12 protein-coding genes, 15 tRNA genes, 5 rRNA genes and 1 other annotated feature (1 of these 33 only partly in view) are annotated in these 25,336 nt (G+C 37.1%); of the genes, 28 read left to right on the top strand and 4 right to left on the bottom strand.

Annotated features, from left to right (window positions below):
- The 3 genes from QTL86_RS17670 to QTL86_RS17660 form a co-directional block, all read left to right on the top strand.
- Positions 1-734 (top strand): 23S ribosomal RNA (locus QTL86_RS17670); it begins 2,169 nt to the left of the window's first position.
- A 301-nt stretch (positions 735-1,035) separates the two neighbouring features.
- Positions 1,036-1,338: a GNAT family N-acetyltransferase gene (locus tag QTL86_RS17665; RefSeq protein ID WP_127067968.1), complete on the top strand. Its 303-nt coding sequence runs from the start codon at positions 1,036-1,038 to the stop codon at positions 1,336-1,338.
- A gap of 97 nt (positions 1,339-1,435) precedes the next feature.
- Positions 1,436-1,570 (top strand): hypothetical protein, encoded by a 135-nt coding sequence (locus QTL86_RS17660; protein ID WP_410495641.1) that lies wholly within the window; start codon positions 1,436-1,438, stop codon positions 1,568-1,570.
- 85 nt (positions 1,571-1,655) lie between these two features.
- On the opposite strand, the gene QTL86_RS17655 is transcribed toward QTL86_RS17660, so the two are convergent.
- Complete coding sequence (locus QTL86_RS17655) at positions 1,656-2,516, bottom strand: hypothetical protein (protein ID WP_127065169.1); 861 nt, start codon at positions 2,514-2,516, stop codon at positions 1,656-1,658.
- Between the two features lie 259 nt (positions 2,517-2,775).
- On the opposite strand from QTL86_RS17655, the gene QTL86_RS17650 reads away from it, so the two are divergent.
- From QTL86_RS17650 to QTL86_RS17600, 11 genes are all read left to right on the top strand, one after another.
- Entirely contained in the window at positions 2,776-3,435 is a 660-nt protein-coding gene (locus QTL86_RS17650; protein ID WP_127065170.1) for a response regulator transcription factor, read from the top strand.
- A complete protein-coding gene (locus tag QTL86_RS17645; protein WP_127065171.1) occupies positions 3,425-4,831 on the top strand; it encodes a sensor histidine kinase in 1,407 nt (468 codons plus the stop codon). The genes QTL86_RS17650 and QTL86_RS17645 overlap by 11 nt, the downstream gene beginning before the upstream one ends.
- A gap of 335 nt (positions 4,832-5,166) precedes the next feature.
- A 5S ribosomal RNA gene (gene rrf, locus QTL86_RS17640) occupies positions 5,167-5,284 on the top strand.
- Positions 5,285-5,288: 4 nt separating this feature from the next.
- A tRNA-Glu gene (locus QTL86_RS17635) sits at positions 5,289-5,360 on the top strand.
- A 461-nt stretch (positions 5,361-5,821) separates the two neighbouring features.
- Positions 5,822-7,347, top strand: a 16S ribosomal RNA gene (locus QTL86_RS17630).
- 652 nt (positions 7,348-7,999) lie between these two features.
- Positions 8,000-10,902, top strand: a 23S ribosomal RNA gene (locus QTL86_RS17625).
- Together the 16S, 23S and 5S rRNA genes with 4 tRNA genes alongside form the textbook arrangement of a ribosomal RNA operon.
- A gap of 474 nt (positions 10,903-11,376) precedes the next feature.
- A tRNA-Lys gene (locus tag QTL86_RS17620) sits at positions 11,377-11,449 on the top strand.
- A 9-nt stretch (positions 11,450-11,458) separates the two neighbouring features.
- A tRNA-Gly gene (locus QTL86_RS17615) sits at positions 11,459-11,529 on the top strand.
- Between the two features lie 6 nt (positions 11,530-11,535).
- Positions 11,536-11,609: transfer RNA gene (locus QTL86_RS17610), tRNA-Arg, on the top strand.
- A gap of 487 nt (positions 11,610-12,096) precedes the next feature.
- Positions 12,097-12,720 (top strand): flavodoxin family protein, encoded by a 624-nt coding sequence (locus tag QTL86_RS17605; RefSeq protein ID WP_013655165.1) that lies wholly within the window; start codon positions 12,097-12,099, stop codon positions 12,718-12,720.
- Positions 12,721-13,075: 355 nt separating this feature from the next.
- Entirely contained in the window at positions 13,076-15,109 is a 2,034-nt protein-coding gene (locus QTL86_RS17600) for a M13 family metallopeptidase (RefSeq protein ID WP_127065172.1), read from the top strand.
- A gap of 32 nt (positions 15,110-15,141) precedes the next feature.
- Here QTL86_RS17600 and QTL86_RS17595 read toward each other — a convergent pair whose 3' ends face one another.
- Positions 15,142-15,648 carry a hypothetical protein gene (locus QTL86_RS17595; RefSeq protein WP_127065173.1) on the bottom strand — a complete coding sequence of 169 codons (507 nt, stop codon included), beginning with the start codon at positions 15,646-15,648 and terminating at the stop codon, positions 15,142-15,144.
- A 184-nt stretch (positions 15,649-15,832) separates the two neighbouring features.
- Between QTL86_RS17595 and rrf (QTL86_RS17590) the strand changes: the two genes are divergently transcribed.
- Together rrf (QTL86_RS17590) and QTL86_RS17585 are read left to right on the top strand one after the other, a co-directional pair.
- Positions 15,833-15,950, top strand: a 5S ribosomal RNA gene (gene rrf / locus QTL86_RS17590).
- 4 nt (positions 15,951-15,954) lie between these two features.
- A tRNA-Gly gene (locus QTL86_RS17585) sits at positions 15,955-16,027 on the top strand.
- Between the two features lie 50 nt (positions 16,028-16,077).
- Here the strand turns inward: QTL86_RS17585 and QTL86_RS17580 are convergent.
- Together QTL86_RS17580 and QTL86_RS17575 are read right to left on the bottom strand one after the other, a co-directional pair.
- A complete protein-coding gene (locus QTL86_RS17580; protein WP_013655168.1) occupies positions 16,078-16,854 on the bottom strand; it encodes a hypothetical protein in 777 nt (258 codons plus the stop codon).
- A 115-nt stretch (positions 16,855-16,969) separates the two neighbouring features.
- Positions 16,970-19,300, bottom strand: coding sequence for a starch-binding protein (locus tag QTL86_RS17575; protein ID WP_410495640.1), 2,331 nt, complete (start codon positions 19,298-19,300; stop codon positions 16,970-16,972).
- 522 nt (positions 19,301-19,822) lie between these two features.
- Positions 19,823-20,140 (top strand) — a binding site (T-box leader).
- Positions 20,141-20,196: 56 nt separating this feature from the next.
- Between QTL86_RS17575 and QTL86_RS17570 the strand changes: the two genes are divergently transcribed.
- The 12 genes from QTL86_RS17570 (at position 20,197) to QTL86_RS17515 (ending at position 25,132) form a co-directional block, all read left to right on the top strand.
- A complete protein-coding gene (locus QTL86_RS17570; protein ID WP_410495639.1) occupies positions 20,197-21,726 on the top strand; it encodes a 2-isopropylmalate synthase in 1,530 nt (509 codons plus the stop codon).
- A 195-nt stretch (positions 21,727-21,921) separates the two neighbouring features.
- Positions 21,922-23,751, top strand: a complete 1,830-nt coding sequence (locus QTL86_RS17565; protein ID WP_410495638.1) for a DUF6055 domain-containing protein — start codon at positions 21,922-21,924, stop codon at positions 23,749-23,751.
- 230 nt (positions 23,752-23,981) lie between these two features.
- Positions 23,982-24,053, top strand: a tRNA-Glu gene (locus tag QTL86_RS17560).
- A 23-nt stretch (positions 24,054-24,076) separates the two neighbouring features.
- Positions 24,077-24,151 (top strand) — tRNA-Pro (locus QTL86_RS17555).
- A gap of 45 nt (positions 24,152-24,196) precedes the next feature.
- Positions 24,197-24,269 (top strand) — tRNA-Lys (locus tag QTL86_RS17550).
- A gap of 11 nt (positions 24,270-24,280) precedes the next feature.
- Positions 24,281-24,354: transfer RNA gene (locus QTL86_RS17545), tRNA-Asp, on the top strand.
- Positions 24,355-24,410: 56 nt separating this feature from the next.
- Positions 24,411-24,483 (top strand) — tRNA-Val (locus tag QTL86_RS17540).
- Between the two features lie 7 nt (positions 24,484-24,490).
- A tRNA-Leu gene (locus QTL86_RS17535) sits at positions 24,491-24,574 on the top strand.
- A 187-nt stretch (positions 24,575-24,761) separates the two neighbouring features.
- A tRNA-Thr gene (locus QTL86_RS17530) sits at positions 24,762-24,834 on the top strand.
- 26 nt (positions 24,835-24,860) lie between these two features.
- Positions 24,861-24,941, top strand: a tRNA-Tyr gene (locus QTL86_RS17525).
- Positions 24,942-24,951: 10 nt separating this feature from the next.
- Positions 24,952-25,028, top strand: a tRNA-Met gene (locus tag QTL86_RS17520).
- Between the two features lie 31 nt (positions 25,029-25,059).
- Positions 25,060-25,132: transfer RNA gene (locus QTL86_RS17515), tRNA-Phe, on the top strand.
- Positions 25,133-25,336 lie beyond the last annotated feature (204 nt).

The following is a 25,336-nucleotide window of genomic DNA, read 5'->3' as shown; positions in this document are numbered from 1 at the left end:
GGTGGGATACCTCTCTTGTAATACTTAACTTCTAACCATGGCCCGTTACCCGGGTCTGGGACAATGTCAGGTGGACAGTTTGACTGGGGCGGTCGCCTCCTAAAGAGTAACGGAGGCGCTCAAAGGTAACCTCAGAATGGTCGGAAACCATTCGAAGAGTGCAAAGGCATAAGGTTGCTTGACTGCGACACCGACGGGTGGAGCAGGTACGAAAGTAGGACTTAGTGATCCGGTGGTATGAAAGTGGGATTGCCATCGCTCAACGGATAAAAGCTACCCCGGGGATAACAGGCTTATCTCCCCCAAGAGTTCACATCGACGGGGAGGTTTGGCACCTCGATGTCGGCTCATCGCATCCTGGAGCTGAAGCAGGTTCCAAGGGTTGGGCTGTTCGCCCATTAAAGCGGTACGCGAGCTGGGTTCAGAACGTCGTGAGACAGTTCGGTCCCTATCCGTCGTGGGCGCAGGAAATTTGAGTGGAGCTGTCCTTAGTACGAGAGGACCGGGATGGACGGACCACTGGTGCATCTGTTGTCTTACCAAAGGCATAGCAGAGTAGCCAAGTCTGGATCTGATAAACGCTGAAGGCATCTAAGCGTGAAGCAGACCACAAGATAAGATTTCCCATCCGAAAGGAGTAAGACCCCTTAGAGACTATGAGGTAGATAGGTTGGAGCTGTAAGTGTAGTAATACATTGAGGTGACCAATACTAACGGTTCGAGGGTTTGACCTAGATAATGAAGGTTGAATAGTTGTAGTATTTGTTTTTGAAGGTATGAGAAGAGAGCACCCGAGAGGGTGTTTTTTTGCTTTATACCTGTTTGTACTTATGAGAAATAGTTAAATTTTTATGACTTTAAGTGGCTTAGTTATATGTAATAGCATTATTCTCAGATTAATAGTAGGCATAAGGTTTTGGTCTAGATTAGCATTGAAGATATTGAAGAAATCAACAGATACAATATTCTGCAGTGGGATGAACGCTATTCCAATAAAGAAATTTTAAAAGAGGATATAAAAAACAAGAACTTTATATAGGAAGGCTTTGCCAAACGGACTCTAGAGGAGAGATCGTAGTAGCTTATGTATTAAACGGAGAGTGTGATAAACAATACAGCAATGGTACATGGGAATATCCAGAGGCAAGTTATTGGATTATACATAGGCTATGTGTAAGCTCTAAGTTTCAAAATCAGAAAATCGGAAATCGTACAAGTCAATACATAGAGAAGCAAGTATTAGAAAATGATATTGAGTCAATAAGGCTAGATGCTTTCGTGCAAAACCCATACGTCATTAGATTATACGAAAAACTATTGAGTAACCAAAAGCAGTAATTAGATTTATGAAATCATTAAAAAATTATCTCAAGTAACAGAAGATACAATAAATATTCTGAATATAACTACAGAAGATATTAGTAAACAAAATGAAATGATTGTTGAGGCAGATAAAGAATTCACAAAAGCTGGTGAGCATATGACAAAGTTGAAAGGATTAATTGATGGAGTTGTAAAGGATGTAACTGAAATTTTAAGCGAATTGAGTGAACTTGTAAAAAGTATATAGCGAGATAATAAAATAGTAAAAAGTCAATTGAGGCTGACAACTAACTAATCTTATAGATTAATTGGTTGTCAGCCTTTCTTTGCTTTTACCTATTATATTGTTTTAAGTGTGCAGGGGTAGCAATGTTTGAGAATCTAGTTAGGCCTTCATAAAGGTCGAAGTGATACTGCTTATCAGAAGTAGTAGTAATTTTAAAAGAGTAAATCACAAGATTGCTATTGCCCTCATAATAAACACCTGTATATTCAATTGACTTAATAGAATCAGAAAGATAGCCTGCTTGAAAAATAAGTTTTTTGACTTTTTCAAGATTTTGAGCTTTATTGGATTTGAAATTTTTGTCAGCAGAATCCATGGCTTTTGTTATTGCTGGGTCTATGTCATTACTCATAAATTCTTCGTCTTCATAGTAAGGCACATTTGATTTAGATAGATAGTGCATACCTATGGTAAGTAATTCACCAGTGCTACTATCTATAGAAACATTTATGATATAAGTCGAAAGTTTTAGGCTACAATCCCAAGAGGCTAATAACTCATAATCTTTATAACCCTTATTTTTTTCAAAGGTATGCATGGTACTTGCAGGATCATAAATCATAGTAAGGGTTTGATTTGAAAGGTCTTCTTTAGAAAATCTAAAGATTTCTTGAGCCATAATTTCAGTAGCATCCTCTAGAGATAATTCTGATGCACTAGGTTTTTCACTTTTTTCACTTTTTTCAATGAAGTTCACTTTGTAGTTTGTCTTAATATAGCCATCTGGAATTTGCCTATTCATAGCAGTGTGTAATTCTGAGAGGTTGTAAGAAGTAGGGACTATAGTAGAAGCGTTGAGCTCGGTAGAAATGAGCATCTGTGTGCCGAATAAAGCACATACACCTACCAATGTAGTGGCACTAACCTTTTTAATTGAGTTTGTAAAAATTTGTTTTGAAAATATCATTTTATTTGACCCTCCTAAATGAATTTGTTATTGATAAAATGATTATAAAAAGGGAATATATAGATTTTATCACAAAGTTGTTTCAGAGTTGTAAAAAATCAAAATAGTATAAAAATTTCAAACGATATATGAGATAATAGAATAAATAAGGTTTGCTATGAAGATATGAAGAATATAGAGATAGAGTAAAAGTAGATTTTTATATAAATAAATGCGTCATATATGGGTGAATAAGAACAGTATTAATGGAGGTGAAATGATGGCAGCAATTTTAGTAGTAGAAGATGAGATAGCCATTAATGAATTAGTAAGAAGAAACTTAGGTTTAGTAGGGCATACATGTTATTCTGCAATGAATGGATTGGAAGCACTAGAGCTAATTAAAAGTAAGAACGTTGACTTAGTAATTTTAGACATCATGCTCCCTAAATTAGATGGATTTGGGGTATTAGAGCAAATGAAAGATACACCAACTATATTACTAACAGCTAAGAGTAATGTAGAGGATCGAGTGAAAGGTTTAGTAATGGGGGCAGATGATTACATTATTAAGCCTTTTGAGATGTTAGAACTTCTAGCAAGAGTAGAAGCTGTACTAAGGCGAACTAGAAAAGGGGAAGATGTCTTTGAAGTAAAGGAAGTCAAAGTCGAATTTGGGAGTAGAAAGATTTATTTAAGAGGAAAGCTCATTGATTGTACGCCTAAGGAATATGAACTCTTAGAAGTGCTTATAAAAAATAGAAATGTAGCTTTATCTAGAGAAAAACTATTAGAAATGATATGGGGATATGATTATATGGGTGAGACACGCACGGTAGATGTTCATATTCAAAGGCTTAGAAAAAAGTTAGAACTAGAAGGTCAAATTGCAACAGTATATAAATTAGGTTATCGATTAGAGGTATGGTATGAAAAATAAAACGTATAGATGGGTTTTAGGATTATTTTTAGCATTTTTTTATATGCTTCTTATTGTGTTTTGTGTCTTTAATGTAAAAAAAGATTTTACTAGAGTCAAAGAAAGTTATCTCAGAGAACATTACTTTTTAACTAATAATGTTTTAAAGAGTTTGCTTGCACTAGAAAGGAAAAACTACACCGTAGATGAGTCCATTAAGAGATGCTATAAGGATTATAAAGAACAATATGAAGGACAAGGCATTTATTTACAAGTTTATAAAGAGAAAGAATGCCTTTATACCAATATGCCACAAGAAATCATAATAGATATGAGCAAGATTAGTAAAGTAAGAGATAAGAGGGAAGTAGGCATCACAAACATTGAGAGTAGAAAATACATTAGAGTAGCGGGTTATTTACCGGAGCAGTATAGTCAGTATGCCATTGTTTACTATGCAGATATTACAAACATAGTAGATGACTGGATTAAAAATACAGTTTCTATATTTATAGTGGCAATTATTTTTACAGTCATTTTAAGCATTTGTTTGTTAATTCTTTTTGAATATTTATTTAAACCATTAGAGAAAATATCGGATGTTTCTATGAAAATAGCTGAGGGAGAGTACGAGGAAAGATTGGATATAAAAGGAGAAGGAGAAATAGCAAAAGTGGTACATAGCTTTAATACTATGTCCGATAAGATTACGGATCAGATGCAGACACTTGAAGAAAATGCAAAAGAAAAGCAGATGTTAATAGATAATTTAGCTCATGAATTAAGAACACCATTAACAGCCATATATGGTTATGCAGAATATATGCAAAAAACACGTCTACAAGAAGAAGATAAGTATGTCTCTACCCAGTTTATTTTGGATGAAAGTAGGAGATTAAAGAGTATATCAGAAATGTTATTAGGTATGTCAGCTCTACGTGAAGAAGTAGAAATTGATATGAGAATAATTAATATGGGCGAGTTACTTGATAGAATAGCACAACTTGAAAGTATTAAACTTAAGGAGAAAGGGATTCAATATACATATTCTAGTACCATTAAAGAACTTTATGGCAATGAAGATTTAATAGAAAGTATGCTAGTTAATTTATTAGATAATGCAATTAAAGCATGTTATGAGACTAAGGGATCTATTACATTAAAGGCTTATAAAAAAGGGGCCGAAAAGATTATTGAAGTAATAGATAATGGAAAGGGAATGACAAAAGAAGAGATTAGTCATATTACAGAGGCATTTTATCGAGTAGATAAATCACGAAATAGAATTGAGGGAGGAAATGGATTAGGACTTGCGTTATGTGAAGAGATTGCAAGAAAACATCATGCAAGATTGTCTTTTGAATCAAAGCCTAACGAAGGAACTAAAGTAAAAGTGGTATTTGCTTTAAGAATATAAAGCTAAATTATAAACTATGTACTATTAGAAAATAAGAAAATCAACTATTTATTGAACTTATTATTCAATTATTTTTCATAGACCCCGATACTTATCGGAGAGCCAATACTTAATTAAGGAAAGAAGACCCAAATGATTAGGAGAGTTATAGCATTACAAAGTTAATTGATGAAGGGGAGTAAAGAATTGAGGTAAGCAGGAATTACTTGTTAAAATAAAAAAGGCTTAAAAAGTATATAGATAAAAAATATGTAAAAGTTAAAGAAAAATAGTTGACATATGTATACAATTCCTGTATCATTATAGAAGTCGCTAGGCAAAGTAGCGACGAAATTTTTGGTGGTAATGCGCTTAAGGGAAACACCCGTTTCCATTCCGAACACGTAGGTTAAGACTTAAGCGGCCGATGGTACTTGTCGGGAGACTGACTGGGAGAGTAGGTGGCTGCCAAGTTTATGGCCCATTGGTCAAGCGGTCAAGACACCGCCCTTTCACGGCGGTAACACGAGTTCGATTCTCGTATGGGTCATTATTTAAAATCTCAGTTAGGATTTCCTAACTGAGATTTTTTTGTATATGTAAATAGTATCTCTAATATAAAATATTAGTAATAGCAGAGGTAGCCTATCATTATTAAATCAGAAAGATAGTACTTTAATTATGAAGTGATTGATAGATTGGTAAAAGATATGAATACAGAATCAGTTAAAGCTCGTTTAAATATTAAGACAAATAGCTTCTTATATATTAATTATATATTAAGGAATTAAGAAAAGTAAAAAACTATAAATAAGGGGTTGACTTAAGTAAGGAAATACTGTATTATTAAACGAGTCAGCGGTTGAAAAACCAAAGGTAACAAATGAACTTTGAAAACAAAATAGTAACTATAAACCAGTCGATTCATTACGTCTCTAATAAGAGATGAGAATCAGTACAACTTGTACTAAGTAAAATAGTCAGTAGTAGAAATACTACACGGACAAACTTTTTTATGAGAGTTTGATCCTGGCTCAGGATGAACGCTGGCGGCGTGCTTAACACATGCAAGTCGAACGAAGTGATAGGAGCTTGCTCCTAGAACTTAGTGGCGGACGGGTGAGTAACGCGTGGGTAACCTGCCCTATGCAGGGGGATAACGTTTGGAAACGAACGCTAATACCGCATAAACTATCGGTAATCGCATGATTATTATAGTAAAGATTTTATCGGCATAGGATGGACCCGCGTTGGATTAGCTAGTTGGTGAGATAACAGCCCACCAAGGCGACGATCCATAGCCGGCCTGAGAGGGTGAACGGCCACATTGGGACTGAGACACGGCCCAAACTCCTACGGGAGGCAGCAGTGGGGAATATTGCACAATGGGCGCAAGCCTGATGCAGCGACGCCGCGTGAAGGAAGAAGGTCTTCGGATTGTAAACTTCTATCAGCAGGGAAGAAAAAATGACGGTACCTGACTAAGAAGCTCCGGCTAACTACGTGCCAGCAGCCGCGGTAATACGTAGGGAGCGAGCGTTATCCGGATTTACTGGGTGTAAAGGGTGCGTAGGCGGTTTGTTAAGTCAGAAGTGAAATTTAGGGGCTCAACCTCTAAGCTGCTTCTGAAACTGATGAACTAGAGTGTGGGAGAGGAAAGTGGAATTCCGAGTGTAGCGGTGAAATGCGTAGAGATTCGGAGGAACACCAGTAGCGAAGGCGGCTTTCTGGACCATAACTGACGCTGAGGCACGAAAGCGTGGGGAGCAAACAGGATTAGATACCCTGGTAGTCCACGCTGTAAACGATGAATGCTAGGTGTCGGGGCTTACGGGTCTCGGTGCCGAAGTTAACACATTAAGCATTCCACCTGGGAAGTACGATCGCAAGATTGAAACTCAAAGGAATTGACGGGGACCCGCACAAGCGGTGGAGCATGTGGTTTAATTCGAAGCAACGCGAAGAACCTTACCTAAACTTGACATCCCGATGACCGAAGGGTAATGCCTTCTTTCCTAGCTTGCTAGGACATTGGTGACAGGTGGTGCATGGTTGTCGTCAGCTCGTGTCGTGAGATGTTGGGTTAAGTCCCGCAACGAGCGCAACCCCTATCTTTAGTAGCCAGCATTAAGTTGGGCACTCTAGAGAGACTGCCAGGGATAACTTGGAGGAAGGTGGGGATGACGTCAAATCATCATGCCCCTTATGTTTAGGGCTACACACGTGCTACAATGGCTGCTACAAAGGGAAGCGATCTCGCGAGAGTCAGCAAACCTCAAAAAAGCAGTCCCAGTTCGGATTGTAGTCTGCAACTCGACTACATGAAGTTGGAATCGCTAGTAATCGCGAATCAGAATGTCGCGGTGAATACGTTCCCGGGTCTTGTACACACCGCCCGTCACACCATGGGAGTTGGGGGGGCCCAACGCCGGTGACCCAACCCTTCGGGGAGGGAGCCGTCTAAGGCAAAACCAATAACTGGGGTGAAGTCGTAACAAGGTAGCCGTATCGGAAGGTGCGGCTGGATCACCTCCTTTCTAAGGATAGAAATCGAAGGTTTAATAGTTACTGTTTTGTTTTGAAAGTTTATGGAAAGCACTAAGCATTAAGCTTAGTGCTTTTTTGTTGCTTAAGAGTACGATAAAGACTGCAATAATAGTGTAGTCTTTATCGTATAAGATAAAAAATGATTATAATTATTTGACTTTTGTAAATCCCATATTATATGTTAAGTATTATTTAGAAATAAATTTTATCATAACTATTAAGCATAGAGGAATGAGAAAAGGGCATTAAAACAAAAAAAAAATCAAATAAGTGTTGACTTATGTAATGTGATAGTGTAATATTATACAAGTCGTCAGCAGTAAGCAACGGCAAAATAAAGATTACTTAATAAGTGATCATCGTACTTTGAAAAACAAATACTACAACAATTATAGATTTGTAAGTTATAGCAATATAACTTGCGCCTAACGATAAACAGAGTTCTTAATGACAGATGTATGACTATGCAGATGGCATTTAGAAATCGTTATCCAAATGGATAAATGTACACGCATTGTATAATGCAAAAATGTTTGTCAGGGTGTAAAATCTACAATTTAACCGATAATAAATATTCTTTGTATTCAACGAAAGTTGATTAACAAGGCACAAACGACCGATTAACGAAAGTTAATCATTATAGGTCAAGCTACTAAGAGCGTAGAGTGGATGCCTTGGCACCGAGAGCCGATGAAGGACGTGATAAGCTGCGAAAAGCTACGGGGAGTTGCAAATAAACCTTGATCCGTAGATATCCGAATGGGGAAACCTGGCAGAGCAAACCTCTGTCATCCTATAGCCAATACATAACTATAGGAAGGGAACGAAGGGAACTGAAACATCTAAGTACCTTCAGGAGGAGAAAGAAACATCGATTTCCTAAGTAGCGGCGAGCGAAAGGGAAACAGGCCAAACCAGATTACTTGTAATCTGGGGTTGAGGACTGCGTCATGGCAAGAATGCAGATAGCTGAAGAGTCTGGAAAGTCTCATCAAAGAGGGTGATAATCCCGTAAGCGAAATCCAAGTGAAGCCTAGCAGTATCCAGAGTACCACGAGACACGAGAAACCTTGTGGGAAGCCGGGGGGACCACCCCCCAAGCCTAAATACTCCTCGGTGACCGATAGCGCATAGTACTGTGAAGGAAAGGTGAAAAGAACCCCGGGAGGGGAGTGAAAGAGAACCTGAAACTCTATGTTTACAAGCAGTGGAAGCGCCATATGATGCGCAACCGCGTACTTTTTGTAGAACGGTCCGGCGAGTTACTAGCTGTGGCAAGGTTAAGTACCAGGAGGTACGAAGCCGAAGGGAAACCAAGTCTGAATAGGGCGCCAAAATAGTCATTGTTAGTAGACCCGAAACCGGGTGACCTACCCATGTGCAGGATGAAGTTACCGTAAAAGGTAATGGAGGTCCGAACTCACATCTGTTGAAAAAGGTGGAGATGACGTGTGGGTAGCGGAGAAATTCCAATCGAACCCGGAGATAGCTGGTTCTCCTCGAAATAGCTTTAGGGCTAGCGTTGATAGGAGTCTAATGGAGGTAAAGCACTGAATTGCCTAGGGGGCCCACAAGCTTACCGAAGCATATCAAACTAAGAATGCCATCAAGATACCGTCAGCAGTCAGACTACGAGTGATAAGACACGTGGTCAAAAGGAAAACAGTCCAGACCATCAGCTAAGGTCCCCAAGTGTGTGTTAAGTGGAAAAGGATGTGAGATTTCGAAGACAACTAGGATGTTGGCTTAGAAGCAGCCACTCATTCAAAGAGTGCGTAATAGCTCACTAGTCGAGAGATCTTGCGCCGAAAATGTCCGGGGCTAAAACACACCACCGAAGCTATGGAATTCACAATAGTGGATTGGTAGAGGAGCGTTGTAACGACGCAGAAGCAGTACCGTAAGGAGCTGTGGAGTAATTACAAGTGAGAATGCCGGAATGAGTAGCGAGATACAAGTGAGAATCTTGTAGGCCGAATATCCAAGGTTTCCAGAGTAAAGCTGATCTGCTCTGGGTAAGTCGGGACCTAAGGCGAGGACGAAAGTCGTAGTCGATGGACAACTGGTTCATATTCCAGTACTACCTATTATCAGAACTGCAGGGACGCAGGAGGATAGGCAAACCCAGGAATGGTATCCTGGGCCAAGCACAAAGTCGCACCTAACAGGCAAATCCGTTAGGCGAGGATGAAGTGTGATGGGGATCGAAATAAAAGTAGAGAAGTTGCTGAATCCACACTGCCGAGAAAAGCTGCTATTGCGTGATAGGTACCCGTACCGTAAACCGACACAGGTGGATGAGGAGAGAATCCTAAGGCCGACGGGAGAAGCGTTGTTAAGGAACTCGGCAAAATGACCCCGTAACTTAGGGAGAAGGGGTGCCTACTTAGGTAGGCCGCAGAGAATAGGCCCAAGCAACTGTTTAACAAAAACACAGGTCTTTGCTAAACCGAAAGGTGATGTATAAGGGCTGACGCCTGCCCGGTGCTGGAAGGTTAAGGGGAGAGGTTAGTCTAAGGACGAAGCTTTGAACTTAAGCCCCAGTAAACGGCGGCCGTAACTATAACGGTCCTAAGGTAGCGAAATTCCTTGTCAGGTAAGTTCTGACCCGCACGAAAGGCGTAATGATTTGGGCACTGTCTCGACAGCGCACCCGGTGAAATTGTAGTACCAGTGAAGATGCTGGTTACCCGCGACAGGACGGAAAGACCCCGTGGAGCTTTACTGTAGCTTGATACTGAGGTTGGGTATTACATGTACAGGATAGGAGGGAGACTGAGAAATCTGGACGCCAGTCTAGGTGGAGTCGCCGGTGGGATACCTCTCTTGTAATACTTAACTTCTAACCATGGCCCGTTACCCGGGTCTGGGACAATGTCAGGTGGACAGTTTGACTGGGGCGGTCGCCTCCTAAAGAGTAACGGAGGCGCTCAAAGGTAACCTCAGAATGGTCGGAAACCATTCGAAGAGTGCAAAGGCATAAGGTTGCTTGACTGCGACACCGACGGGTGGAGCAGGTACGAAAGTAGGACTTAGTGATCCGGTGGTATGAAAGTGGGATTGCCATCGCTCAACGGATAAAAGCTACCCCGGGGATAACAGGCTTATCTCCCCCAAGAGTTCACATCGACGGGGAGGTTTGGCACCTCGATGTCGGCTCATCGCATCCTGGAGCTGAAGCAGGTTCCAAGGGTTGGGCTGTTCGCCCATTAAAGCGGTACGCGAGCTGGGTTCAGAACGTCGTGAGACAGTTCGGTCCCTATCCGTCGTGGGCGCAGGAAATTTGAGTGGAGCTGTCCTTAGTACGAGAGGACCGGGATGGACGGACCACTGGTGCATCTGTTGTCTTACCAAAGGCATAGCAGAGTAGCCAAGTCTGGATCTGATAAACGCTGAAGGCATCTAAGCGTGAAGCAGACCACAAGATAAGATTTCCCATCCGAAAGGAGTAAGACCCCTTAGAGACTATGAGGTAGATAGGTTGGAGCTGTAAGTGTAGTAATACATTGAGGTGACCAATACTAACGGTTCGAGGGTTTGACCTAGATAATGAAGGTTGAATAGTTGTAGTATTTGTTTTTGAAGGTATGAGAAGAGAGCACCCGAGAGGGTGTTTTTTGTGTTTAAATACTTATATATAATGTATGTAGGATATGTAAAATAATACAGGTTATCTATAAAGGCAATAGATAAGGTTTTAGTAACCGATATAATTTGGATTACTCCATTATTGAACCTTTTAGCTATAAGATATTTAGAGTTCAAAGAGAATAAATTAACATTATTACAGAAATAGATTAATCAGTAGACATAAAGCAAGAGGAAAATATATAATATTAGAAGGAAATATAGCTAAGATCAAACCAGTCATTAGGATAACAAATAAAGATTAAAAAGCAGATAAGGATAAGATTATGAGCTCAAATATGTGAGGAAAAGCCTGTTTTTTTGAGAAATTAGTAATAAACACTTGACTTAAAGCTAGAAATAAGGTATTATTCTTAAGCAGTCAATTTTACGGGTCACTAGCTCAGTCGGTAGAGCACTTGACTTTTAATCAAGTTGTCCCGGGTTCGATTCCCGGGTGGCTCATTTTGACGTGCGGGTGTAGTTCAATGGTAGAACTTCAGCCTTCCAAGCTGACTACGTGGGTTCGATTCCCATCACCCGCTTTATATGTATCCATAGCTCAGCTGGATAGAGCAACGCCCTTCTAAGGCGTGGGTCCGGGGTTCGAATCCCTGTGGATACGTATTTTAGCTTACAATCAGAAGAGGTCACTATTTTAGTTATTGAAAACTAAAATAGTGACCTCTTTTGGTGTTTATAAATAAGTCTTTTCCATTTTAAATTAAGTGGGTTGATACGGACGTGCCTATATTTATACAAACAGATCAAGAATATGAAGATATCTTTAGAGTGATGGATAGATATAGCAAGATAGAGATGCGGTATATTATATATCTACATAGAAAATAGATTCTCTAATAAAAGTAAAGTGATATTAAGAAGGCATATTATGAAAGAAATAGAATAGATATTTTTAAATGTCTGTAAGTGTTTTAAAACTAAAAAGCTTTTGGTTTTAAAACAAGTAAGATGAGGAGGAATGACCCTATATAATTATTGGAAGGGTCTAAGAATAGAGATAGAAATATGGATTTAAAGTGATGTATTCAAGCTAGATAGAATATTCTATAATAGTAGTAACTAAATTAACTTAAAAGGGGGATTTAATCATGAAAGTATTATTAGTGAATGGTAGCCCAAAAGCAAAGGGTTGTACTTATACTGCACTTTGTGAAGTAGCGGGAGCGTTAGAGAAAAATGGGATTAAAACTGAAATTTTTCATGTAGGGACAGAAGCTATTCGTGGCTGTATGGGGTGTGGTGCCTGTAGAAAATTAGATGGCAAATGCATTTATCAGGATAGTGTTAATGTCTTTTTAGAAAAAGCTAAGACAACAGATGGATTTATATTTGGTTCTCCTGTACATTATGCAGCAGCATCAGGCGTATTAACCTCATTTTTAGACCGTGCTTTTTATGCAGGGAAACCTATTTTTGAATACAAACCAGGAGCTGCTATTGCAAGCTGTAGACGTAGTGGTGCAACAGCCACTTTTGATCAACTTAATAAGTATTTTACAATCGCTAATATGCCGGTGATATCTTCTAGCTACTGGAATATGGTACATGGAACAAATCCAGACGAAGTAAAACAAGATCTAGAAGGTATGCAAATTATGAGAAATCTAGGTAATAACATGGCATGGATCTTAAAAGCTATCGAGGCTGGCAAAAAGGTAGGTATTAACATCCCAGAAAGAGAAGAAAAAGTAACAACAAGCTTTATCAGATAACATAAAAATAACATGCTCCGCAAGAGGCTATTGCCCTAATCATTAGGACGATGGTCTTTTATTTTGTTTGTAGAACGGTACTGAAGCAATACATAAAGCTTTATTATGGTATAGAGTTGAGTATCCGTAAGTAATAAAGAAATAAAAATGAAGAAAGATAGATATGGTATAGAGAAGGAAATGTGAATGGAAGAAATGAGTAGGTACAAAGTTGCTTCTGCAATAGTGGTTAGATGATTACAGCATCTTTATATTTTTTTAATGTTAATAAAGAAATAATTATATTTGGAATTATTCTGGGAAAAACGAGCTACAATATAAAAATAATAATAAAGATATATAGGGGGATTAGAAATTGAAATTAATTAAAAAAGCAAGACAAAAAATGAATTTAGTGCTATTAGCTGTTGTTATGACTTTTTCTTCAGTACAACTTATAGCGGCTGAGCAGACAACAGTAGTAGCTAACAAGCAGGTAAGAATTCAGGATGATTTTTATACAGCCGTGAATGAAAAGTGGTTACAAGAAGCTGTGATTAAACCTGGTTATCCGTCTGTTTCAACTTTTGGAGAACTTGAAGATAAATGTAGAGTTCAAATAGATGCCATTTTCAAACAACTATTTGAAAATCAGAGTCAGTATAAAGCTAATAGTACCGAAAGGAAAATGATTAACTTATATAACAATTACTTAAATGTAGAAGCAAGAAATAAAACAGGTATCACACCTATTAAATCTTATATGGATGAAATTAAATCAGCTAAAGATCTTTTTGGGATTACAAAGTTACTTAACAACTTAAGAATTCAACAAAATACAGGGTTACTTAATGTAGGTGTAGGAGCAGATTTAAAGGATAGTACCACAAACTGTGTTTATATTAATTCTACAGGTTTAATCTTAAGTAACTCTGATTACTATACCAAAGATACAGAAATGGCTAAGACAATGAAAACAGCAATAAATACGTATTTGAATAAGATAGCAGTCTTATATGGTTATTCAGAAACGGAAGCAAAAAAGAAAGTTGATAATGCTTTTAAACTAGATAGCATGTTAGCACCTTCGATTATTGGTCAAGATGAGGTTACAGTTGATCCTAATATCTATGACAGGATTTATAATGTCTATACTTTAGAACAGCTAGACCAATTAGCACCAAACCTTAAGCCATCTACTATGTTAAAAAACATGGGACTTGATAAGGCTACTAAGATAATTCTTCAAGAACCAGAATGGCTGAAGGCCCTCGATAAGATTTATACAAAAGAAAATGTAAATATCATTAAAGATGCTTTAGAAATAAGATTTTTATACTCAACAGCTACACTCTTAGGAGAGAAGTTTGAAAATGCTAATAAGGAACTTGCAGCTACTTTATATGGTGTTGAAGGAGAGACTTCTAGAGAAGAGCAAGCACTAAATGTTATTAGTGGAATATTCTCAGATGAAATCGGTAAACTCTATGTAGAGAAAACTTTTTCTAAAGAAGAAAAGGAAGATGTTGAAGCTTTAGTAAAAGAAATCATTGCAAATTATAAAGAAAAGCTTCAAAAAGTAGAATGGATGAGCCCTGAAACAAAAGCAAATGCTATTAAAAAGCTAGATACCATGACTATTAAAATTGGTTATCCAGATAAATGGATGGATTATACTGACCTTGATATTAAATCCATTGAAGAAGGAAGTTCTTTAGTAGAAAATGTATTTAATATTGCAGACTGGTCTTTTGCAAAGCAGGTACAGAGCTTAAATCAGCCAGTAGATAAGACAACGTTCTTAATATCACCACAAACCGTTAATGCTTGCTATAACCCAAGTGCTAATGATATTACATTCCCAGCAGCTATTCTGGAAGTACCTTATTATGATATTCATCAAAGTAGAGAAGCTAACCTAGGTGGTATTGGAGCAGTTATTGCTCATGAAATAAGCCATGCTTTTGATACAAATGGGTCTCATTTTGATGAAAAAGGAAATGTGGCTAACTGGTGGACTGAACAAGACTATACTAAATTTGAAGAAAACACTAAAAAGGTAAGAAGTTTTTATAGCCAAATAGAAGTTCTGCCAGGGCAAAAGGTAAATGGAGATTTGACAGTATCTGAAAATATTGCAGATATCACAGCTATTTCGTGTATGTTAGACATTTTAAATAAAGAAAAAAACCCAGATTACAAGGCTTTCTTTGAGTCTTGGGCAAAGGTGTGGCGTATTAAATCATCAGAAGCATATACTGAACAATTATTGCAATTAGATGCTCATTCACCAGGTAAAGTAAGAGCTAATGCAGTTGTACAGCAATTTGAAGAGTTCTACGAAGCTTATGATGTAAAAGAAGGTGATGATATGTACGTTAAACCAGAAGATAGATTAAAGATTTATTAAATAGAGATAAGAGGAGCTAGGCACAGCTCCTCTTATTTTTTCTTAAGCTTCTTCCATAGTAGTGCAATACCAACGGCCCAGAAGAAGAGAGAAATAATAAAAATTATAAAACTGCTAGTATTAAATTGCTTTAAGCAAATGTAATCAAAGAATGCAAGAAGAATAAACCAAACAATAAAAATACCATAATCATAAATAAGATAAGTAATGCTAGCCATTTTAGTAAGAATAGATTGTGCTTTTATTAGTTGAGTTTTACGATTAGTCAAAGTAGCTGATAATTCCAAGGGGTCAATTTTGGCTATTTTAAGTTCTAAAAAGTAAAGTATCAGTAAAATGATACTACGAAGAAACACAACCAAAAGACATAGGATAAGAAAAGCCATTATGATACGAGTTGTTAAATCACGATCACTTATAAAAATATAAAGTGTAAAACCTAGACCGATAGAGCTTGTAAGAATTTCAAATAGCAAATAAAAAGTATTAACTCCAGCTGTCACTTTTTGCCCAGCATTTCTGCTTCTTGGACTAAGCATAAGCCATGCCTCCTCTTAAATAAAATCACTAAAAGATACATTCCAACTTTAGTTTAGCACAAGAAAGGGAGAGGAGACGTTAAGGTTTTGTGAGAATTAAAAGAAAAATAAAAAAATAAAATAGGTGTTGACATATGTAATAAAATCTTATATACTAAACAAGTCGTCAGGTGGCGACAATATTTCTGGTGATGATGCGCTTAGGGGAAACACCCGTTTCCATTCCGAACACGTAGGTTAAGACCTAAGCGGCTGATGGTACTTGTCGGGAGACTGACTGGGAGAGTAAGTGGTTGCCAGATTTATGCGCGAGTGGCTCAGTTGGTAGAGCATCTCCTTGCCAAGGAGAGGGTCGCGGGTTCGAGTCCCGTCTCGCGCTCTTATAATTCGAAAGCCCTTAGATTAATTAATCTAAGGGCTTTTTCGTGTTTAGAGACTTACATCCATGAATATACCTGATGAAACTAAACCATAGTAATAATTTCTCAGAGATAGTTGATTCTTGGACATAGCTAAGAAGTTAGTATAGCTAATGTCATCCTCAGAAGAAATACCTGTACTTGAGGTTAGCTTTTTATTTTGCTCTTTGAGTAAGGCAGATTTAGAAGAATTTTGAGCCATTTGAGTGCTAACATCACTTCTGCTTGTAAGGCTACTAAGAGCGCGATTGGTAGTAGTAGCATTAGTAGTTAAGGAAGTTTTAAGACGGTCTGCATTAAGGCTTAAGGTACCATCTGTATTTTGAGTGACTCCTATACTACTTAAAGCGGAGCCGCCTGCAAGACTTACAGCAGATAAAGAACTTTTTAGCTGATTAAGACGATAGGTATTAGTACTAGAATTATCTTCTAAAAATTGAGTAGTATTATTGTAGGCATCTACGTATTTTTGAGTGGCTGAAACAATAGAGTTTATGTCGGACGTATTTTCTTTAAGAGAAGATTTTAAGCTAGAGGAAGCCTTCTCTAAGCTACTATAGGAACTATCGAAATTTGAAAGAAAACTAGTTCCTTTGATAGTATCCGTACTTGAAGCCGTACTATTATTACTATATTTATTCGCAATAGTATATTTATTAATAGTGTTATAATAGTTTGCCTTAGTAAAAAGAGAAGTCAACGCATTAGAGCTACTAGAGGTACTGTTAAAAAGATTACTAGAATAGCTATTTAAATAGTTCATAGAATTAAAGCTAGATATATTCATATGTGTCACCTCCTTTCAATATATATATCGTATGATATAAAAAATAAATCACCTAAATATTAAAAAAGAAGCCACTTATAATAAAGTAGCTTCTTTTCCTTATTTTTAGAAAGCCTTATTTAGTTGCCCAAATACCATTTTGAAGGATCATATTACTGATAGAGATAGGATAACCTTCTTGACCTGAACCAGGAACTTGGGTATTAGAGCCATTATTAAAGATAACTCTCTTATTCGCCCAGTCTTGTGTGATTTCATAGCTATAGATACTATTACCTTCATTCTTCATAGGGACACCAGGCCATTTAGCGACTTCTTGGATAGAGCTAGTACTCTTTTCATCATAAACATAGATATATACATTACTCCAGTTATAACTAGAGTTATCAAAGTAAGCAATAGTCTTCGTAGAAGGAATTTCGATAGGGTCATAAGTAGTCCAAGCATTATTTTGATAAATCTGGATACTTGTCAAAGCAAATCCTTTTTGACCAGAACCAGGTATTTGAGCAGAAGTATTACCGTTATTAAAGATAACTCTAGCATCTGTCCAATCAGTAGTTAAAGTATATTCATATAAATTATTACCTTTACTATTCATAGGTACGCCAGGCCATTTAGCAACTTCTTTTACAGTACTTCCACTTTCGTCATACACATACACATAGACGTTGTTCCAGTTAAAAGTCGAGTTATCAAAATAAGCTACTCTGTTAGCTGGAATAGGAGGTGTTACTTTAGCTGTAATGGTAATACTATAGTCTGTAGAATTATTATTATCCCAAGTACTTCCGCCGTTATTAAATACTAAATCAAGATTTGTGGTAGCGCCAGAAGGAACAGTTAAAGTAAAGCTCCATTTATTAGAGCCAAGACTGGTCATACTTTCGGTTTTAGCACCTTTCCAACCATCATATCCCCAATGAATATTTACTTTACTAGCGCCATTTAAAACAGTGTTAGAGGCATCGTAAGTAATGGTAGCTTGACTAGATACTACAGGTGTTTCTGGGTTACAAGTAACAGCTTTGGTAGTAGGAGGGATAATAATACCACCGTTATCATATAAAACAATAATACGATTACTAGGAACATAGCCTGAGATTTTACCACCTGAAACAGTATAGCTTTGGCCAGAACCACCTTTATCAGTATAAGTACCACTAGCTAAATTAGTTGGTGCATTATTTAAATTAAAACCAGAGCCTTCATTAACGAATGCGATACCTTTAGTACCACGATCGATTTGCATACAAGTGTTACCATTTGGATAGCGAAGGTATTCGTTCTGCCCAATCATAGCGTTATGGAACCAGTTAACAGCTTTTACTTGATCATTATTCCAATCGTTAGTTCCCATAGAACCAATTGAACCTGTTCTTCTTGAAAGATACATAGGAGTTACATTAGCTCTAGCAGCTAAAATACCCCAAGCAAAAGTGCGCTGTTCATCAGTGATATTAGATTCGTTATGCTCATAGTTATCATGGTTTTCTACATAAGAAACACGTGTGCCAGTAGGAAGAGTATTAATATCCCAGCTTTGTGCAGCAGGTAGGTTATAATTCCTAACGGCATCTCTTAAAGTTTTACCATAATAATGGTCAGTTACACTCATAAAGCTAGCATAACCTCCAATATTATCAGCATTGCTATTAGCTTCATCTAGAGCTTCGCCATAGATAAATAAATTGTTTTTATTATTTAAATTACCTAAGACATTAGTCCAATAGTTACCAGCCCAGCTCTTACCAGCATCTTCGCCAACATTGGTTTCAATATGTTTAACAGCATCAAATCTAAAACCATCAGCACCAGAAGCAATACAGTCATTTAAAAAGTTAATAGCTTTTTGTTGTATTGCAGGATGCTGGGTATTTAAATCAGGCATACCTATGCCACCCTGAGTAGTACGGTACCTATCCTTGTAATCCGGTGTACTGTTTTGACCAACATGATGGTAGTAGTCCCAATTTTTAAATTCATCTACTACTTGAGAAGACCATTCATCTTCACGTCCCTTACCATTGTTAGCCATATGGTTCATAACTGCATCTACGATAATATCAATACCATATTTTTCAGCTTCTGAACAAAGCGCTTTAAAATCATCTCTTGAGCCTAATGGATTACCTATTGCTTGATTAGTTGGTTGGTATAATGCCCACCATTCTGTTCCTCGAATACAGCCTTGGATAGGAGAAACCTGAACAGCTTTATAACCAGCTGCAGCTAATTCAGGCAATTTACTTTTAATATTGTTGAAGGACCACATATGCATTTGAATAATGATACCATCTTTAGTTTTGATGTTGTTTAAATTAGGTGTTTGCGTAGTAGCATAAATAACAGCTTCATTGAAAGCTATGGTAGGTATAACAGAAAATGCTATACCTAAGGCACCTAAAAAGGCAGCCAATTTTTTAGTAAAAAACTTTTTCTTCACTTTTATTCCCCCTGTTTTTTAGATAGTTATCTTTTTAATCTAATCTTTTGCCCTAGAAAGCTATATGAAATAATACACCTCCTTTGTTAAAAAATGAAAAGCATATACCTAGGTAATGTATAATCTACAGATCTTCTAGTTAAATATAAATAGAAAATCATGTATTCAAAAAGTAACAATGCCGGGAACGTTACCAAAAATTATCAAAATAATAGTTTAAGAAAAGTGAAGTAGTAAGAGGAAATTGAGATGTAAAAGGTTTTGAGATAAGCAGTTAAAACTAGTAAAATGAAGATTGATAAGAAAGTAAAGAGAAATAGCAAAAGCTATCAAAAAATGCTGCATAATTATTAGAAAATTATATTATATTTAATTAATATATTCAACTATAAATTTATAAAAATTAAAATAAGTAACAAATTATTACATAAATGCAAGATATTAAAAGTAATCAAGATCAAATATTCTAAAATGTATTTACAAATATAAGATAAGTATATATACTAATGTTAATTTAATATATTAAAAACTAAGAAAAGGAATAGTAGCTACTGGATAAATGTCAGAGACCTGTTGGCTGGTGTGAAACAGGATTTAGAAAATAGTGAACTCGCCTTGGAGTTGCTGACTGAACAAAGTAGGTCTAGACGGAGGCCCACCGTTAAAAGGGATAGATATCGGTAGAAACCTGTATCAATGAAACACCTAAGAGTGGTATAGCAGATTACACTTCTGTCTCTTTTGAGATAGGAGTTTTTTATTTTTCTACCTGTATTAAAAAAGTGCACATTTTAATGTGAAAAAGAGTGGTACCGCGGAAAGCCTCCTTTCGTCTCTTACAAGCAATTAGCTTGAGATGAAAGGGGGCTTATTTCTATTATAAAGGAGTGACATATATGTCAAGAAAAATCTATGTATTAGACACCACTTTAAGAGATGGAGAACAGGTACCGGGAGCAAAGTTGAATTTAAATGAGAAGTTAGAGATTGCGAGACAATTAGTAAAATTAAAGGTAGATATGATGGAGGTAGGTTTTCCATCCTCCTCAAAGGGAGATTTTGAGGCTGTTAAAGCTATTGGTCAAATAGCAGGTAAAGATGTGATGGTAACAGGACTTGGTAGAGCAGTAAAATCAGATATTGATGCCATTTATGAAAGTCTTAGAGGAGCAGCAAATCCAATGATTCATATTGTACTAGGGTCTTCCAATGTGCATATGGAAAAGAAATTTAGTAAGTCACCCACTCAAGTACTAGAAATGGGCGTAGAAGCGGTAAAATATGCTAAAAGTTTGATGCCACAGGTACAGTACTCTTTAGAAGATGCTAGTAGGTCTGACTTCGAATATATGTGGAAAACTATAGAGGCTGTAGTTAAGGCAGGAGCAACTATTATTAATGTTCCTGATACTGTGGGCTTTGCTGTTCCAGAAGAGTTTGGAAAGCTGATTTGTAAAATCAATGACCGTTTGATGAATCTTAACCCCAATGTTATTTTGAGTGTACACTGCCATAATGATACAGGGCTTGCTACAGCTAACACTTTAGCAGCTATTAGAAATGGTGCAAACAAAGTTGAATGTACCATTAATGGAATAGGAGAGAGAGCTGGTAACACTTCTTTAGAAGAAGTCGTCATGGGGATTAAACTTCATCCAAAATACTATAGAGGTGAAACTAATATTAATATAGAAGAGATTTATAAAACTTCAAGAATGGTAAGTGCCATTATGGGATTAGATGTTCAAGTTAATAAAGCAATTACAGGGGAAAATGCTTTTGCCCATTCTTCAGGTATTCATCAAGACGGACTACTTAAATCAAAAGAAGTCTATGAAATTATCACTCCAGAAGAAGTAGGTGCACCTCCTATGGAGATTGTATTAACCGCACGTTCTGGTAAGCATGCTTTTAGCTATGTGACTAAAAAGTTAGGCTATAATATACCAGAAATAATAGAGCCTGAAGTTTATAAAAGTTTCCTTACTATGGCAGATCAAAAGAAAGAAGTCTACGATAGCGATGTGATGACTTTGTTAGAAAGCTATACTGAAATTACTAATAATAAAGAGATAAAATTATGGCAGCTTAAGGAGTTTCAAGTAACTGCTTCAAGTCAGATGCAAGTTGCCACTGTTAAGCTTCAAAAGTTGGAGAAAATGATTATACGAAGTGAAAGCGGAGAAGGCGCTGTAGATGCACTTTATAGTGCTATTATAAAAGCAGTAGATCAAAGTATTGATTTAATGGAGTATCGCATTCATAACCTAGGAAGAGGTAAGGAAAGTCTTGGAAAAGTTGTTGTGCAAATTAAGCACGAAGGAAAGCTTTATCAAGGAAAAGCAATTGAAAAAGATGTAATGAAAGCAAGCGGTATTGCACTCATCAATGCTATTAATAAGACATTATTAGATTCAACTAAGTAATAGATTAACTAGGACTATCATCAATTAATATGATAGTCCTAGTATTTTTAGAATAAAATGTTGATAAATAAAAGTAAAAGTCATAGGAGAAATAACAAGATGATAAAAGGAATATGACATCTTATGTCAAATGTGTTGAGGTAAATAATGAGCAACTATAAGATAAAAGTGCAGATTACATAGGAGGGGATATAAATGAAAAAAGTGAATAGGTTATTAATTATGGGGCTTAGCATAAGTATGGGAACAGGAATGATTTATGCCACAGATATAACTAGCTTAGAAGAACAGCAGTATACTATACAAGGCGAGTATGCCACTCAAAGCTATGTAACTAGAGACCCAGTATATGATTTAAATGATTCATCAGTTAACAGAGCAGAATCAGAACATTTTCAAATCATTTGGGGAAATGGCGATACAACAGGAACAGTAAACAGACAATTTGTTTTAGGAAACCTAGAGAATTTAGAAAACATAAGGACATTTTATTTGGATAAACTAGGAATGGGTGATCCGGCTACATCTACTAGTACTTATTTTGGAAATACTAAATATAAAACAAATGTTTATATTGCAGCAACTGGACTAGAGAAGATAGAAACAGATTGGGCATATATGTCTGTAGATAAAGACGGATTTGGGTATGTAGTTATGGCACCAGGAGCTATGAGAGTTGATCCACCAAGTTGGGTAGTGCCTCATGAATATGCTCATGTTGTAACCTATCACCAGGGAGGAAACATACCTGGTGAATGGTATGAATCAATAGCTAATTGGTATAGAGATCAGTACTTAGGAAGTGAGTATTATAAGTATGGTAATAATGTATATGGACCTGCTTCTGATTTCTTTGCACCAGTTGTGTTAAATTCAAATTTATATTTTCCACATCTAAAAAATTGGTATGATGATTGGGCAATCCTACTTTATATAACAGAAAATCCAGATCAAGTAGATGGATTAGGACTGGAGCTAATGCAGAAATTAGTTCATAATAACCAATCCGGAAATATGTTCGAAGTTCTAGAAAAATTATCAGGTCAACCCATTAAAGACATATTGGGGTATTATGCAAGAAGAATGGTGACAATGGATTATAAAAGGCAGGATAGTTATTTGTCTTTCTTGAATCAATTATTAGAAGAAAGTAGTAATAGAAGTAAAATTTATACTACATTACAGCAAGAATCAGATGGCTGGTTACATGTATCAGATGAAAGAGCACCTCAGCAAGGTGGATATAATATTGTACCACTAAGTGTAGATCTATCTAAAAAAGTGGTAGAAGTTGATTTTAAAGGCAAAGAAGGTATTGAAGGAGCTGACTGGAGAGTAAGTATAGTGGCCAAAACAAAGTCAGGAGAAACAAGATATTCAACAATGTGGAGTAATGGCATCAATAACTTGAACTTACAAGGTGATGAATCAGAGATATACCTAGTTGTTTGTGCTACACCAGATAAGATGAATGACTTAGAAGTGTTTAATGAAAATGCTACAGGAACAAAATATCCATATGCGGTGAAAGTTGCTGCAAAAGATAGGACAGATGTAGAAGAAGGTGATAAAACAGGGCTTTCTTTATCTATAAAAAATACCAGTGGGGCTATAACTAGCACAATTGCTCAAAAATATCAAGTAACTGCAAGTGATGAAAAACAATATGATCTTTCCAAGTTAACTATCAGGTATTACTACACAGCAGAGTCAGCAGCGGTGCAAACCGTTTCTAATGACCATTCAGCAATAAGTTATAATGTTGCACCTTGGTATGTAGATACAACCAGTTTGACTAAAGCAAAATCTATTGCTATAACATCTTCTGAAGACGCAGACCATTATATAGAAATTAGTTTTAACACTATGGAAATATACTTAAATAGACAAAGTATCTTAAGTGTAGATTCAAGATTGTACAACCAAAATTGGAGTAATTATAATCAGGTCAACGATTACTCATACAATAAGGGCCCTGCATTGTTTTATGAAGGAAAGCTTATAAGTGGGAGCGTACCAAGATAAATAACTATTAAAAAGAAAAATACAAATAGATAAGCATAAAATTTAATGAAAAGCATAAACTAAATTTATTCTTAATCCTTTAATATGATGGATTTTAAGGGGTTAAGAATAAATGTGTAGAAGGAAAGAAAAAAATATAAAAAAAGAGTTGACGTATGTAACAATATGGTGTAACATAGTAAAAGTCAGCGGCGAGGAAACAAAGAAACAAACGCAGCAAATAATAATGAGGCCCATTGGTCAAGCGGTCAAGACACCGCCCTTTCACGGCGGTAACACGAGTTCGATTCTCGTATGGGTCATTGTTAGTTTATCTAACAAAAGCCGGGGTGTGGCTCAGTTTGGCTAGAGCGCCTGATTTGGGTTCAGGAGGCCGCAGGTTCGAGTCCTGTCACCCCGATTATCTAAAACGACTTCCTTAGAAGTAGGCTTTTAGATCTAATGTGGGTCACTAGCTCAGTCGGTAGAGCACTTGACTTTTAATCAAGTTGTCCCGGGTTCGATTCCCGGGTGGCTCACTTTTTTATATGGCCCAGTGGTACAGTTGGTTAGCACGCCGCCCTGTCACGGCGGAGGTCGAGGGTTCGAGTCCCTTCTGGGTCGTTTAAGTGATTTGTAATTGCTTAAATTTTTAACAAGTGGTAATATTACCATTATAAGGTCGCTTAGCTCAGCTGGGAGAGCACCTGCCTTACAAGCAGGGGGTCATAGGTTCGAGCCCTATAGCGACCATTAATGTGCCCGAGTGGCGGAACTGGCAGACGCACAGGACTTAAAATCCTGCGAGCTAACCCTCGTACCGGTTCGATTCCGGTCTCGGGCATATTTAAATAATTAAAGTGTGATTATATAATTGGATTGTTCAAAAGCTGGTAGATGAAGGCCGATGTGGCTCAATTCTAGCGCAGATACCAAAGGTATCAAGAGGATTGCTAATTGGTGCACACGTATAGAAGACTAACCTAGCCAAGGACTAGTATCGTCAATGATTTCAATTATATTATGAATATGCCGACGTGGCTCAATTGGCAGAGCAGCTGACTTGTAATCAGCAGGTTATCGGTTCGAGTCCGATCGTCGGCTTTACAAAATGAATATTTTGTATCTATGGAGGGATTCCCGAGCGGCCAAAGGGGGCAGACTGTAAATCTGTTGCGATAGCTTCGAAGGTTCGAATCCTTCTCCCTCCATAACCTATATCGCGGGATGGAGCAGCTAGGTAGCTCGTCGGGCTCATAACCCGAAGGTCATAGGTTCAAATCCTGTTCCCGCTACCATAAGATTAGCGCGAACTTGGCGCTAATACATGCCCAGATAGCTCAGTCGGTAGAGCAGAGGACTGAAAATCCTCGTGTCGCTGGTTCGATTCCGGCTCTGGGCATTTAAGAAAAGGTACTCTTTAACTAAGAAAGCTTAGTTGGGGGGTATTTTTTTATTGTTAAATTTAGATTTCAAAATATTTCGTTTAGTTGATAGTAATGTTACAGAATGAATATTTAATAGTCAGCCTTGATATGAGTGTATATACTTGATAATGTGAAGCTTCAAATAAAAAATCTATCCACTCAAGTTAAGGAGGTCATAC

The sequence above is a fragment of the Cellulosilyticum sp. ST5 genome (assembly GCF_046529625.1).
Classification (GTDB): Bacteria; Bacillota; Clostridia; order Lachnospirales; family Cellulosilyticaceae; genus Cellulosilyticum; species Cellulosilyticum lentocellum.
The sequence above is the reverse complement of the archived record's forward strand: the minus strand, read 5'-3'. Positions and strand labels throughout refer to the sequence as shown.